Source organism: Burkholderia multivorans ATCC BAA-247 (assembly GCF_000959525.1).
In the GTDB taxonomy this organism is placed as follows: Bacteria; Pseudomonadota; Gammaproteobacteria; order Burkholderiales; family Burkholderiaceae; genus Burkholderia; species Burkholderia multivorans.
Genome location: NZ_CP009831.1, coordinates 1,564,866 through 1,578,960, shown reverse-complemented (window position 1 = coordinate 1,578,960; position 14,095 = coordinate 1,564,866). Strand labels below are relative to the sequence as shown.

General features: G+C 67.0%; 12 protein-coding genes. 2 read left to right on the top strand and 10 right to left on the bottom strand.

What is annotated here, in order from left to right; all coding sequences use genetic code 11:
* Positions 1 to 36: 36 nt before the first annotated feature.
* From NP80_RS09140 to NP80_RS09100, 9 genes are all read right to left on the bottom strand, one after another.
* Positions 37 to 1,107 carry an ABC transporter permease gene (locus tag NP80_RS09140; RefSeq protein ID WP_006408454.1) on the bottom strand — a complete coding sequence of 357 codons (1,071 nt, stop codon included), beginning with the start codon at positions 1,105 to 1,107 and terminating at the stop codon, positions 37 to 39.
* Positions 1,108 to 1,117: 10 nt separating this feature from the next.
* On the bottom strand, positions 1,118 to 2,719 hold the full coding sequence (locus NP80_RS09135; protein ID WP_006410055.1) for an ABC transporter substrate-binding protein: 1,602 nt from the start codon (positions 2,717 to 2,719) through the stop codon (positions 1,118 to 1,120).
* Between the two features lie 55 nt (positions 2,720 to 2,774).
* Positions 2,775 to 3,338 carry a D-alanyl-D-alanine dipeptidase gene (ddpX, locus tag NP80_RS09130; protein WP_035946761.1) on the bottom strand — a complete coding sequence of 188 codons (564 nt, stop codon included), beginning with the start codon at positions 3,336 to 3,338 and terminating at the stop codon, positions 2,775 to 2,777.
* Positions 3,339 to 3,354: 16 nt separating this feature from the next.
* The gene (gene sapR / locus NP80_RS09125) at positions 3,355 to 4,230 is read right to left on the bottom strand and encodes a sap1 transcriptional regulator SapR (RefSeq protein ID WP_006403289.1); all 876 of its coding nucleotides are present in this window, start codon (positions 4,228 to 4,230) and stop codon (positions 3,355 to 3,357) included.
* Between the two features lie 348 nt (positions 4,231 to 4,578).
* The gene (locus tag NP80_RS09120; protein WP_006410063.1) at positions 4,579 to 6,168 is read right to left on the bottom strand and encodes an ABC transporter substrate-binding protein; all 1,590 of its coding nucleotides are present in this window, start codon (positions 6,166 to 6,168) and stop codon (positions 4,579 to 4,581) included.
* A gap of 100 nt (positions 6,169 to 6,268) precedes the next feature.
* Complete coding sequence (locus NP80_RS09115; RefSeq protein ID WP_006396861.1) at positions 6,269 to 6,601, bottom strand: sugar ABC transporter ATPase; 333 nt, start codon at positions 6,599 to 6,601, stop codon at positions 6,269 to 6,271.
* Between the two features lie 255 nt (positions 6,602 to 6,856).
* Positions 6,857 to 7,186 (bottom strand): hypothetical protein, encoded by a 330-nt coding sequence (locus NP80_RS09110; RefSeq protein WP_035488099.1) that lies wholly within the window; start codon positions 7,184 to 7,186, stop codon positions 6,857 to 6,859.
* Positions 7,187 to 7,362: 176 nt separating this feature from the next.
* A complete protein-coding gene (locus NP80_RS09105; protein WP_006410057.1) occupies positions 7,363 to 8,283 on the bottom strand; it encodes a bestrophin family protein in 921 nt (306 codons plus the stop codon).
* A 12-nt stretch (positions 8,284 to 8,295) separates the two neighbouring features.
* Positions 8,296 to 10,620, bottom strand: coding sequence for an FdhF/YdeP family oxidoreductase (locus tag NP80_RS09100; RefSeq protein WP_006403294.1), 2,325 nt, complete (start codon positions 10,618 to 10,620; stop codon positions 8,296 to 8,298).
* 152 nt (positions 10,621 to 10,772) lie between these two features.
* Here NP80_RS09100 and NP80_RS09095 point away from each other — a divergent pair, with 152 nt between their 5' ends.
* On the top strand, positions 10,773 to 12,194 hold the full coding sequence (locus NP80_RS09095) for an aminotransferase-like domain-containing protein (RefSeq protein WP_006403296.1): 1,422 nt from the start codon (positions 10,773 to 10,775) through the stop codon (positions 12,192 to 12,194).
* A 25-nt stretch (positions 12,195 to 12,219) separates the two neighbouring features.
* Here the strand turns inward: NP80_RS09095 and NP80_RS09090 are convergent, their stop codons facing one another.
* Positions 12,220 to 13,494 carry a mechanosensitive ion channel family protein gene (locus tag NP80_RS09090; protein ID WP_006403297.1) on the bottom strand — a complete coding sequence of 425 codons (1,275 nt, stop codon included), beginning with the start codon at positions 13,492 to 13,494 and terminating at the stop codon, positions 12,220 to 12,222.
* Between the two features lie 287 nt (positions 13,495 to 13,781).
* On the opposite strand from NP80_RS09090, the gene NP80_RS31935 reads away from it, so the two are divergent.
* Positions 13,782 to 14,093 carry a hypothetical protein gene (locus NP80_RS31935; protein WP_370445542.1) on the top strand — a complete coding sequence of 104 codons (312 nt, stop codon included), beginning with the start codon at positions 13,782 to 13,784 and terminating at the stop codon, positions 14,091 to 14,093.
* Positions 14,094 to 14,095 lie beyond the last annotated feature (2 nt).

Genomic DNA, 14,095 nt, shown 5'->3' with positions numbered 1-14,095 from the left:
GGAAGCAGCGGGGAAGCGGGCATGGCAAAGCGGTCCTTAGCGTGCACGCGGATCGAACACGCGGTAGAGCGCATCGGTCAGCAGGTTGACGGTGATGAACATCACGCCGATCACGAGCGTCGCGCCGAGCACCGCGTTCATGTCGGCATTCAGCAGCGCGCCCGTCAGGTATGAACCGAGGCCCGGCCACGCGAACACGATCTCGGTCAGTACCGAGCCTTCGAGCAGGTTGCTGTACGTGAGCGCGATCACGGTCAGCAGCGGCACCGCGATGTTGCCGAACGCGTGACGCCAGATCACGCGGCGCTCGGAGAGGCCCTTGGCGCGCGCGGTGACGATGTATTCCTGGCTGAGCTGATCGAGCATGAACGAACGCGTCATCCGGCTCAGATACGCGACCGAGTAGTAGCCCAGGATCGCGGCCGGCAGCGCGATGTGTGAGAGCGCATTGCGCAACACGTCCCATTCGCCGGCGAGCACCGCGTCGATCAGCAGGCTGCCGGTGCGCGTGTCGACCATCCCGTCGTATACCGGATCGAGCCGGCCCGGCCCGGCGACCCAATGCAGCCGCGCATAAAACAGCAGCAGCCCCATCAGCCCGAGCCAGAACACCGGCACCGAATTGCCGATCAGCCCGATGAAGCGCGCGATGTGATCGATCGGCCGGTTGTGCTTCACCGCAGCCGCGACACCGAGCGGCACGCCGATCGCGATGCCGATCAGCGTCGCGATTGTCGCGAGTTCGAGCGTCGCGGGAAACACGCGCTTGATATCGTCGAGCACGGGGTTCGACGTCAGCAGCGAGACGCCGAAATTGCCGTGCAGCACGTCGCGCGCGTAGATCAGGAATTGCGTGACGAGCGGCTTGTCGAGTCCGAGCGCGATGCGCTCGGCCGCGTACGCTTCGGCCGACGCGCGATCGCCGAGGATCGCGAGCACCGGATCGATCGGCACCTTGCGGCCGATCACGAAGGTCAGCGCGAGCAGCCCCGCGAACGTGACGGCGAGCGTGACGGCCCAGCGCAGCACGCGCAGCATCCAGCGGACGGCCGGACGCCGCGCGGGCAGCGTGCGGAGCGCTTCGAGAGTGGAGACGGGAGTCGACATGCGGCGGCCGTTACTGCTTCTTGAGGTTGCGGTAGGACACGAGATCGTTGATCGGTCCGACTTCGAGCCCGCTGACGCCGGGCCGCGTCGCGACCTGCGCGACCTTCTCGAACATGATCACGAACGGCGACTGCGCGAGCAGCTCCTTCTGCATCGCCTGATACAGCGCCGCGCGCTTGGCGGCGGTCGGTTCGGCGAGTGCCGCGTCGGTTTCCTTCGTCAGCTTCGGGATGTCCCAGCTGTTGCGCCAGGCGAGCATCTTGTACGGCGACTTGTCGCCGTTGTCGGGGTTCCATGCGAAGCCCTGCGCGTTGCTGTGCGGATCGATGTAGTCGGCCGACCATTCGCCGATATAGATGTCGTGCTGGCGCGCGCGGTATTTCGCGAGCGTCTGCTTGTTGTCGCCCGGAATCAGCTGCACCTTGATGCCCGCCTGCGCGAAGTTCGCCTGCACGGCCTGCGCGATCTCCGTGTACGGATAGTCGTTGCGCACGTCCATCGTCACCGAGAAACCGTTCGGCACCCCGGCTTTCGCGAGCAGCGCCTTCGCCTTGGCGACGTCCAGCTTGTACGGGTTCGTGTTCAGCGCGCCGAGGAAGCCTTCGGGCAGGAAGGTCTGATGCACCTTGTAGGTCGTCTTCACGACGTTGTGCTGGATCCCCGCATAGTCGACGAGCCATTTCAGCGCTTCCTGCACTTCGGGCTTCGCGAGCGTCGCGTTCTTCGTGTTCAGGCCGAGATAGAGCAGCGTCGCCTGAGGCGATGCCGTGACCTTCGCCTTGCCGGACTTCACGACGGCCGCGAGATCGTCGGGGCTCAGGTCTCGCGCGGCGTCGACGTCGCCGTTCTCGAGCAGCAGCCGCTGGCTGGCCGCCTCGGGCACGTGACGCAGCACGATGCGCTTCATCGCGAGCGGCAGGCGATAGCCGTCGAAGCGCTGCAGCACGATGCTGTCGCCGGCCGTCCACTTCGCGAGCTTGTAGGCGCCGGAGCCGGCCTCGTTGGTCTTCAGCCATGCGTTGCCGAGGTCGTTGCCCTGCTGGTGCGACAGCAGCAGCTTCCGGTCGACGACCGAGGCCGGCCAGGAACCGAGCACGTTCAGCACGAAGGTCGGCGCGTACTTGCGGTCGGTCGTGATCGATACCGTCTGGTCGTCGAGCTTCTTCACGTTCGCGGCCACGTTCGCCTTCGTCAAGCCGATGCCGGTCAGCACCGCGGCGGGGCCCTTGTCGAGCAGTACCGCGCGCTGGATCGACCAGACGACGTCGTCGGCCGTCAGCGCGTTGCCCGAGTGGAACTTCAGCCCGCTGCGCAGCTTGAACGTGTAGGTGAGGCCATCCGCGCTGATCGTCCACGACTGCGCGACGTCGCCGTTGAATTTCGACGGATCGCGCAGGTCGACGCGCACGAGCCGGTCGTAGGTGTTCGCGACGTATTCCTCGGGCACGAGCTCGTAGATCTCGGCCGGATCGAGCGTCATGAATTCGTCCAGCAGCGTGGCCATGACGAACATGTCCTTCGGGGTTTCCGCGCGTGCGGCGGAAAACGGTGCGGAGGTCAGTGCGGCGGCGAGCACGGCGGCGCTGACGAGCCGGGATGTCAGGGGTTTCATGGGCGCTCCATCTGTCGTTGATGTCGTTGAACGTGAACGGAAAGGGGGACGTGCGTCACATCAGGCGCCACGGGCCGCTGGCGTCGTTGTCGATCAGCGGCAGCGCGCGCGAGCCGGGCAGCTCGTAGTGCCACCATTCGCTGTCGATATGCGCGAAGCCGGCTGCATGCATCACGCCGAGCAGCAGCAGCCGGTTGCGCTGCACGGCCTCGGGCAGCCCCGCGTGGAAGTGCCCGGATGCGGCCACCATCTCGTCGAAGCCGGTGCCCATGTCGAGCGGTTCGCCGTCGGTGCCGACGAGCGTCAGGTCGAGCGCCGTGCCGCGACTATGATTCGAGCCGCGGCCGAGATCGGCGACGAAGTTCGGGTCGGGCAGGAAGTCCCACAGCACCTGCTGCGCCTGCGGCGGCCGATACGCGTCGTAGATGCGCAGCGTGAAGCCGGCCTGCGCGGCGACGTCCACCGCGCGGCGCAGCGCCGCTTCGGCCGGCGCGAGCAACAGGCAGTGCGCGCGGCGGTAGATCGGCTTGCCGGTCAGATTGCGCTCGGTCGCATAGACGAGGTCGATCTCGACGCGATGCGTGGCGGGCGTGATTTCGACGAGGCGGTGATCGTTCATCGGCAAATGGGTTCTCTCAGGATTCGAATTGATCGAAGGTGCGCTGCAATTCGCGGTTGCGCGCGACGCGCCGGTCGATGGCGGGGCCGAGACGGTCGACGACGGCCGTGATCAACAGGTTGAACAGGCACGTGAGCGGCGCGAGCGAATCCCAGAACTGGCCGACGTCGGTCTTGACCTGCAGCAGGTCGGCCGGCCAGTCGCGTGCCCATGGGCAATACAGATCGGTGACGAGCGCGAACGGCTGGCCGAGTTCGGCCGCCGTTTCGCAGTAGCGGCGCGCGGTGCGCGAATACGCACGCGTGTCGGTGACGATCGAGTACGGCCGCTCGAATTCGGAGTTCAGCGAATCGACGTACGAGCCGGACTGGCCGTCCGAATAGAACACGCGCGGGCGCAGATATTCGAGGTAGCTGCTGAATGCGTTGCTGATGCCGCGCGTCGACTGGATCCCGACGATGAACACCGCATCGGCATGCGCGATGCGGTCGGCGACCTGCGCGAACACCGGGCCTTCGGCCAGCCGGTACACGTGGCGGATCGCATCGAGCTCGCGTTCGAGCGACGAGGCGAGCGCGTTCTCGCCGCCTGCGTCGCCGCTCGGCGCGGTGCGCGCTATCCGGCGATATTCGTCGAGACGGTCGGTGATCATCCACGGCCGGTCGCTCGCGCCGCGCAGCTCGCGCTTCAGGTCGTCGAGATTGCGATAGCCGACGCTGCGCAGAAAGCGGCCGACCGAGATGCCGCTCGTGCCGGTCTGCTGCGCGATCTGGTCGGCCGTTTCGAGGCCGAGCCGGTCGACGTTCGCGAGCATGTAGCTCGCGATGCGCTTCGCGGTCGGCGTCAGCTCGGCAAAGCGCGATTCGACGGTACGGACGAACGTGCAAGCCATCGGATGTTAGATCGTTGTCGTTTGACATTGGAATGTCACGTATCTAACAAAGCCAAAAACATTCGCGCTAGTGGACAAAAACTATCGAGGGGCGGTGGCGATAGAGCGCGATCGAGGCGGTTAACCACGACGCCGGCGCAGGGGCCGAAGGCGTAGACGGCTGCTGTCGCGCGCGACGTCGGCCAGTGAGGAGGCGTCCGGCGGCGGCGACGACGACGACCGTCGCCGCCGCCGCGCCGAACGTGTATCCGCAGCGGGCAGTGTTAAACCGAACGACCGCCGCAACGGTACGCGACGCGGCCCGCCTGCGAGCGGCCGCGCCGATCCGCGCGAGCCGCGCCGCGCGCCTTACTTCGCGAGCGTGCGGTACGACACGAGATCGTTGATCGGCCCGATCTCCGGGCCCGTCACGCCCGGCCGCGTCGCGACCTGCACGACCTTCTCGAACATGATGACGAACGGCGAATTCGCGAGGACGGCCTTCTGCAGCGCCTCGTAGCGCTGAGCGCGTTTCGCGGGCGACGGCTCGACGAGCGCGGCCTCGGTGTCCTTCGTCAGCTGCGGAATGTCCCAGCTGTTGCGCCACGCGAGCATCTTCGTCTTCGCCTGATCCGAATTGTCCGGATTCCACGCGAAGCCGCGCGCGTTGCTGTTCGGGTCCATGTAGTCGGGCGACCATTCGCCGATGAAGATGTCGTGCTGGCGCGCACGGTACTTGCCGATCGCCTGCTTCGCATCGCCGGCGATCAGCTTCACGCGGATCCCGCCTTGTGCGAAGTTCGCCTGCAGCGCCTGCGCGATCTCGATGTACGGATAGTCGTTCGGCATGTCCATCGTCACGTCGAAGCCGTTCGGCAGCCCGGCCTTCGCGAGCAGCGCCTTCGCTTTCGCGACGTCCTGCTTGTAGGGCCGCGCGTTCAGCGTGCCCAGGAAGCCTTCCGGCAGGAAGGTTTGATGGACCTTGTACGTCGTGCTGACGATGTTGCGCTGGATGCCGTCGTAATCGACGAGCCACTTGATCGCCTGCTGCACGTCCGGCTTCGCGAGATTCGGATTCTTCGTGTTCAGGCTCAGATACAGCAGCGCGGACACCGGCCACGCGGCGACCTTGATCTTGCCGGCCTTCGTCAGCGCGGCGAGGCTGTCGGGGCTCAGATTGCGCGCGGCGTCGACGTCGCCGTTCTCGAGCAGCAGCCGCTGCGCCGATGCCTCCGGCACGTGGCGCAGCACGACGCGCTTCATCGGATACGGCGTGCGGTACTGATCGAAGCGCTGCAGCACGATGCTTTCGTTCGGCGTCCACTTGACGAGCCGGTACGGGCCGGAGCCCGCATCGTTGGTCTTCAGCCATCCGCTGCCGAAGTCGTCGCCCTGCTGGTGCGACAGCAGCAGCTTCTTGTCGAGCACCGATGCCGGACACGCGCTCAGCACGTTGAGCACGAAGCTCGGCGCGTACGCACGGTCCGTCTCGAGCACGAAAGTTTGCGCGTCGACCGCGCGCACCTTCTGCATGACGTTGGCCTTCGTCAGGCCGAGATCGGCGAGCACGCCGGCCGGCCCCTTGTCGAGCAGCACGGTGCGCTGCAGCGACCACGCGACGTCGTCGGCGGTCAAGGGATTGCCGGAGTGGAACGTGAGGCCGGGGCGCAGCTTGAAGGTGTAGGTGAGCCCGTCGGCGCCGACCGTCCACGACTGCGCGATCTGTCCGTTGAAGCGCGTCGGGTCTTTCAGGTCGACGCGCACGAGCCGTTCGTAGGTGTTCGCGACATACTCGGACGGCACGAGCTCGTAGATCTGGCTCGGATCGAGCGTCGTGAATTCGCCGAGCTGGGTGGCGACGACGAAGATGCCGGGCGGCGTCGCCGCGTCGGCCGGCAGCGCCGGAACGAGCGCGACGAGCGCGGCACTGACGAACAGCCGGGACAGCAGATGCTTCATGCGGGCTCCATCGGAAGGGAATCGTCGTGCGATTCTCTCATCGACTGCAGCCCGGACGAAAGTATTCGATGCCGCGCGTCTCGCGCCGGCACGGGCGCGCTCAGATCACGCAGCGCGCGATCGCGAAGCGCATCGCTTCTTCGGCGGGCTCGCTGCCGGAGCCGCGCACGACCTTGACGACCGAGCCGCTGCCCGACGGCGTCAGCGTGACGAAGTACGCGCGCGAACCGACCGTGATGTCTGTCACGCCGTTGTGCTGCGACTGTTCGGTGCTCGACAGGCGGTTGTCGAGACAGCTCGCGATCGCATGGGCAGGGCGCTGCGACGACACGTAGATCATCGGCGCCGCGCCGGACGCGGCCGAATCGGACGAAGGCGTCGAGCCGCAGGCGGCGAGCAGGGCGGCGGGCAGGAGCAGCAGGAATCGTTTCATGGTCGAATCGTCGTGTCTCTCGTGTCGAGGCTGGGGCGCGGGGAAGGCGAAACGCGAAGCTTCGCGACGAAACCGCGGCGCATTGCGTCGTTTTCGAAGCGCGACGCGCGCGGTTGACGACGAAGTATACCCGCGGCATCCGACACGGATGGCGAGCTGAAACGATTCGATACAACAAGCACCCGCTGCCGCATCGGGCAGCGGGTGTTCAGACGGTGGCGACTCGGCGCGGATCGATCGGTCTGTCGTGGACGCTTATTGACCGATCCTGTTGCTGACCGCATTTTCCTGCCGGTTCAGCACATGCTGTTCGCTCTTGGTGATGTGGCCGCGATCCTGCGCGGCCATGTCCCGCTCTTCCTGGCGGATTTGGCGGTCGTCACGGTGCAGGCGCGCGGCCTGTGCGTGCGACATCTCGCCCTCCCTCACTTCGCGATGGATGCGGCGATTCTGGTTCGCGAGGCGCTGGTCGACCTGTTCGCGGCGCGGATGCGCGTGCTGCCACGGCGTGTCGGCGAAAGCGGTGCCGGTCAGCACCGACATCAGCGTGGCGGCGATCGCGAGAGGGCGGATAAGGGCTCGCATGATGTTTCTCCTGTCGTTGCGCATCCGGATCGTGGGCGCTTGACGAAAAAACGCGCGGCCGTCGCCGCCTGTTGACGCTCGAAATGTGTCGATTGCAAGCGTTTATTACGTCGGGTGATTGCCGGCCCGCGCCGGTGGCGCGAGCCGGCCCGGCGCAACGATCGCGCGGTGCCGTCTCAGCTGAGCCGATACGCCTTGACCGGCGTCACTTCCGCCGGCAGCGGCTCGCGGTTCAGTTCGAGCAGCGTGCGCTCGATCTGCCGCGCGATCGCATCGAGCGCGAGATGGTTGGGCCCGTCGCCGAACGGCTCGGCGATCGCATGCGCGATCGCGTCGAGCGCGATCAGCGTGTAGGCGACGAATACCGTGACGAACGGCGTCGCCGCGCCGATCGAATCGACGAGGCCGAACGGCAGCAGCACGCAGTATGCGTAGATCGTCCGATGCAGCAGCACGTCGTACGAGAACGGGATCGGCGTCGACGCGATGCGCTCGCAGCCGCTGACCATCGAGACGAGATCGTCGAGACGCGCATCGAGCATCCACAGCCGCGTCTCGGCGAGCCGGCCAGCGTCGGCGCGCGCCGCGAAGGCGGCGCGCAGCTCGTGCACGATCGCGACGGGACGAAACCGCGCGGCGGCGACGCGCGCGTGGGTCGCGTCGTCGAGCAGCGGGCGCAGATCGTCGGCCGGATCGGTGCCGCGCAACTGGTGCTTGAGCGCATAGACGAACGCGATGACGCGGCGCACGAACGCGCGCCGCTCATGCGCGTCGGCCGAAACCGCGCCGTAGCAGAGCGCCTGCGACGTCAGCGTGCGCGCGGCGGTCAGCACGCCGCCCCACAGCTGCCGCGCCTCCCGGTAGCGATCGTAGCTGGCGTTGTTGCGGAAGCCCGCGAAGATCGCGAGCGTCAGGCCGATCAGCGTAAATGGCGTCGGGTTCAGCGGCACCTTCTCGCCGAGCACGCGGCCGCCGCCCCAGACAGCGACCAGGCTGATGACGAGCGTCAGCACGAGCTGCGGCAGGATCGTCGGCAGCACCGAGCCGTTCCACACCAGCAGCATGCGCAGCCAGTGCTCGCGCGGACGAACGATCATCGCGGCACTCCGTCACGCGGCGACCGGGGTCGGCGCGGCGGCGCGATGCAGCAGCACCGGAATCGATTTCGAGGTCGGCGTGTTGCAGACGTCGCCGACGCTGTCGAGCGGCACGAGCGGATTCGTTTCCGGGTAGTACGCGCCGATGCAGCCGCGCGGAATGTCGTATTCGACGAGCAGGAAGCCGTTCGCGCGGCGCTCGATGCCGTCGTGCCACACGGTTTCGATGTCGACCCAGTCGCCCGCCTTCAGGCCGAGCATCGCGAGATCGTCGCGGTTCGCGAACACGACGCGACGCTGGCCGAACACGCCGCGATAGCGGTCGTCGAGACCGTAGACGGTCGTGTTGTACTGGTCGTGCGAGCGCGTGGTCATCAGCGTCATCAGCCGCTCGCCGTGCAGGGCACGTGCGCGCTGGATCGGCGTGTCGGTCGGCAGCGCGTGCGCGATGAAGTTCGCCTTGCCGTTCGGCGTCAGCCACTCGCGGTCGCGCGATGCGACGCGCAAATGAAAGCCGCCAGGCCGCGCGATGCGCGCGTTGTAGTCGTAGAAGCCGTCGAGCGTCGCTTCGATCGCGTCGCGAATCTTCGCGTAGTCGTTCTTGTACGCGAGCCAGTCGACCTTGTCGCTGCCGAACAGCGCGTGACCGATATGCGCGACGATCGCGGGCTCCGACATCAGGTTCGGCGACGCGGGCCGGTTCATCCCGTACGAGACGTGCACCATGCTCATCGAATCTTCGACGGTGACGCCTTGCGGCACGTTGTCCTGCAGGTCGACCTCGGTGCGACCGAGCGTCGGCAGGATCAGCGCGTCGCGGCCGTGGATCAGATGGCTGCGGTTCAGCTTCGTCGTGATGTGCACCGTCAGATTGCAGCGGCGCATCCCTTCCCACGTGCGCGGCGTGTCGGGCGTCGCCATCGCGAAGTTGCCGCCGAGGCCGATCAGGACCTTCACGCGGCCGTCGAGCATCGCCTCGATCGTCTCGACGACGTCGTACCCGTGTTCGCGCGGCGGCTCGAAGTCGAACACGCGGCCGAGCCGTTCGAGGAACGACAGCGTCGGCTTTTCCTCGATGCCGACCGTGCGGTTGCCCTGCACGTTCGAATGGCCGCGCACGGGGCACAGCCCCGCGCCGGGCCGGCCGATGTTGCCGCGCATCAGCATCAGGTTCGTCAGCATCTGCACGGTCGCGACCGAATGCTTGTGCTGCGTGATCCCCATGCCCCACGTCGCGATCACGCGCTCGCTGCGCGCGTAAAGCTGCGCGAGCGCGTCGATCTGCTCGTACGGCACGCCGCTTTCGGCGGTCAGCGCGGCCCAGTTTTCGGCGCGCAGATCGTCGGCGAACGCGTCGAAGCCGGCCGTGTGCGCGTCGATGAACGCGGTGTCGAGCACGCGCGGTGCACCGGCGGCGCGCGCCGCGTCGTCGAGTTCGAGCACGCGTTTCGCGACGCCCTTGATCAGCGCGAAGTCGCCGCCGAGCGTCGGCTGGATGAAGGTCGAGGCGATCCGCGTGCCCGACATCGTCAGCATCTCGAGCGGGCTTTGCGGATCGGCGAAACGCTCCAGCCCGCGCTCCTTCAGCGGATTGATCGACACGATCGTCGCGCCGCGCTTCGCGCATTCACGGAGTTCGCCGAGCATGCGCGGATGGTTGGTCGCCGGGTTCTGACCGAAGATCAGCAGCGTGTCCGCATGTTCGAAATCGTCGAGCGTGACCGTGCCCTTGCCGACGCCGACCGACGCCGGCAGCCCGCGGCTCGTCGCCTCGTGGCACATGTTCGAGCAGTCGGGAAAGTTGTTGGTCCCGTACATCCGCACGAGCAGCTGATACAGGAACGCCGCTTCGTTGCTCGCGCGGCCGGACGTGTAGAACGCGGCCTGATTCGGGTCGGGCAGCGCGCGCAGATGCCGCGCGATCAGCGCGAACGCGTCGTCCCACGCGATCGGCACGTAGCGGTCGGTCTGCGCGTCGTACACCATCGGATCGGTGAGCCGGCCGTGCTGCTCGAGTTCGAAATCCGACTGTTCGAGCAGTTCGGTCACCGTGTGTTCGGCGAAGAACGCCGGCGTCACGCGCTTGCTCGTCGCTTCGGCCGCGACGGCCTTCACGCCGTTCTCGCAGAATTCGAAGGTCGATGCGTGCTGCCGATCGGGCCACGCGCAGCCCGGGCAGTCGAAGCCGTCGGGCTGGTTCTGACGCAGCAGCGTGCGGTAGTTGCCGCCGGCGACCTTCTCCTTGATCAGGTTGATCGTGACGGCTTTCAGCGCGCCCCAGCCGGCGGCGGGGTGGGTGTACGGCTCGATGCGCGCGGTGGCGGATTTCTTTCTCATGATGCGTCTGTCGGGATCGATGCGTGCACAGTACGCGCGGCACCGCATGCGCTGTGTGTACACCTGTTCACTTCAAAAAAGAGTACAGTTGCGGCGATTCGCACAGTGCGCATCGCAGCTGTGTGGTTGAAGGCGGATTGAAAGGGAGGCGCGTGAAGCGTTACGAACGACTGGCCGACGATCTGCACGCGCAGATCGAACGAGGCGTTTATCGGCCCGGCGACCGGATTCCGTCGGTACGGCACGCGAGCCGCCAGCACCGGCTCAGCGTGACGACCGTGCTGCGCGCGTATCTGCTGCTCGAAAGCCGCGGCCTGATCGAAAGCCGGCCGCAGTCGGGCTATTTCGTACGCGCGCGTCTCGACGCGCCGGCGCAGGCCGAGCTGCATGCGTCGACGCCGGCGGCCGAGCCGTCAGCGGTCGACGTGAGCCGGCTCGTGCTGTCGACGCTGCGTTCGATCGCGCGCGACGATGCGGTGCCGCTCGGTTCGCCGTATCCCGACGCGTCGCAGTTTCCGGTGCAGCGGCTCGCGCGCTACGCGCAGGCGATCGGCCGGCGCCGCACGCGCTGGGGCGTGATCGACGATCTGCCGCCCGGCAACCAGGAACTGATCCGCCAGATCGCGCGCCGCTATGCGGAGCGCGGCGTCGTCGTCGAGCCGGGCGAGATCGTGATGACGATCGGCGCGACCGAAGCGATCAACCTGTGCCTGCAGGCGGTCGCGAAGCCGGGCGATACGATCGCGGTCGAATCGCCGACGTTCTACGCGATGCTGCACGCGATCGAGCGGCTGGGCATGCGCGCGCTCGAAGTCGCGACGCATCCGGTCGACGGCATCGATCTCGACGCGCTCGAACGGATCCTCGAACGCGAGCGCATCGCCGCCTGCATGGTGATGCCGAACTTCCAGAATCCGCTCGGCTTCCAGATGTCCGATGCACGCAAGCGCGCGCTCGTCGAAATGCTCGCGAAGCATGGCGTGCCGGCGATCGAGAGCGACGTCTATCACGAGCTGCACTACGGCGACGCGACGCCGAGCGCGCTGAAGTCGTTCGACCGCGACGGGCTCGTGCTGCATTGCGCGTCGTTTACGAAGAGCCTGTCGCCGCGCTACCGGATCGGCTGGGCGATGCCGGGCCGCTATCGCGACCAGGTCGAGAAGCTGAAATTCCTGAACACGCTCGCGACGCCTGCGATCGAGCAACTGGCGATCGCCGAATATCTGAAATACGACGGCTACGATTTCCATCTGCGGCGCATGCGCAAGCACTACGCGCAGCAGGCGAATCTGATGAGCTCGATGGTGCGGCGATTCTTCCCGGACGGCACGCGGCTGTCGCAGCCGCAGGGCGGCTACGTGCTGTGGGTCGAGTTGCCGCCGCAGGTCGATGCGATGAAGCTGTACCGCCTCGCGCTCGCGCAGCGGATCACGGTCGGGCCGGGCCACATGTTCTCGGCGGGCGCCGATTACCGGCACTTCATCCGGCTCAACTACAGCTATCCATGGTCGCGGCAGATGGAGGAGGCGCTGAAGGTGCTCGGGCGGCTCGCCGCCGAATGCGCGGCCGCGTGAGCACGCCGCGCGGCGCGGCTGTCCGCTATGCGGCGATCGCGGTTTCCGGGTCGTCGCTCGATTCGGCGGCGGCGCGGCGTGCATCGGCACGCATGGCACCCGTCATCTCGCGCATGTCGAATCCCGACGGATGCTGGTAGACGCGCAGCCCGAACTCCGGCAGCACCGCGATCAGATGGTCGAACAGATCCGACTGGATCGCTTCATAGTCGACCCACGTCGTCGTGTCGGTGAAGCAGTACAGCTCGAGCGGAATGCCCTCGGCGGTGAGCGGCAGCTGGCGCGCCATGCAGGTCATGTCGCGGCGGATGCGCGGATGCCACTGCAGATAGTTCGCGACGTATGCGCGAAACGTGCCGAGGTTCGTCAGCTGGCGGCGATTTGCCGGGCACTCGGCCGCCGCGCCGAGCGCGCCGTTCCATTGAGCGATCGCGTCGACCTTTTCGTCCAGATAGTCCTTCAGCAGCGTGAGCCGTTCGAGCCGCGCGATCTCGTCGTTCGTCAGAAAGCGCACGCTCGTCGCGTCGATGAACAGCGCGCGCTTGATCCGGCGGCCGCCCGCTTCGGTCATCCCGCGCCAGTTCTGATAGCTCTCGGTGATGAGTTTCCAGGTCGGCACGGTGATGATCGTGTGATCGAAGTTCGCGACTTTCACGGTGTTCAGCGTGATGTCGATCACCGTGCCGTCCGCGCCGGCGGACGGCATCGTGATCCAGTCGCCGATTCGCAGCATGTCGTTCGACGACAGCTGCACGCCGGCGACGAGCCCGAGCAGCGTGTCCTTGAAGATCAGCATCAGCACCGCCGACATCGCCCCGATGCCGGACAGCAGCAGCCCGATCTGCTTGCCGGTCGCGTCGCCGATCACGACGAGCGCGGCCGTGATGAACATCACGAGCTTGACGAGTTGCATTGCGCCTTTCAGCGACAGGCGCGGCTGTTCGCGGCGCGTCGTGCGGTACGTATGCTCGAGCGCGGAGAGCGTCGCGCTGATCGTCATCGTGACGACGAACACGATCAGCGCGAACAGCACCTTGTCGGCGGCCTGCGCGGCGGCGTCCGGCAGGCCGGGCACCGCGCCGAGCCCGAGCTTGATCACGACGAACGGGACGATGCGGTTCAGCCACTTGAACGCGCCGAACTGGAACAGCGCATCGTCGATGCGCGTGGCCGAGCGCCGCGCGAGCCGCGCGACGACGCGAAACAGCAGGAAATGGACGGCCGCGGTGACGACGCCGGCGGCAGCGAGCAGGACGAGCGTGCCGACGAGCGGCGCGAACCAGGATTCATTCAAAGTCATAGCGGGTGGTGCGGTCCTTCTGTTGCATGGAATCGGCGCCGCGATGCGGCGCGTGCCCGCTGAAGGGCACTTGAAAGGGACAGCGATTGTGCCATCGGGTTCCGGGCGTGTGCTGCGACGGTCGCAGTCAGCGGCGACAGTCGCCGCGGCGGCCGTTCGATGCTTGTATGAGGCGCGACGCGCGCAACGGGCTCGCCCATCGTCGCCGCGTATGACGGATAGCCGTGCAAGCGTGGCGCCGCGCATACGCGTGCCGAGCGATTCTGGCGGCGCGCCGCAGGGTGGCGATGCGCGACATCCTCGCGGGCGTCTCGCCTCGCATCGACCGACATGCGGGACGTGCCCGGCTATGCGCGAATCGTCGGTATGCCGGCCGTCGCGGGCGGCTTCACGGTGGTGTTCCCGCGGCGTGCTGCCGCTGCCAGGAGCCGTGCGCACGCGCGCAAAGCCTTTCAGGATCGGCGCGGCCGCTGTCGCTGTGGTGTTTCGCCGGCCTGCTGTTCGCGCGCATGCTGCGCACCGAGCGGCAGTGGCGGCGCCTGAACGTCGGCCTCGGCCTGCTGCTCGTAGGGGCGATCGTGCCGATGTGGCTGCCGTAACG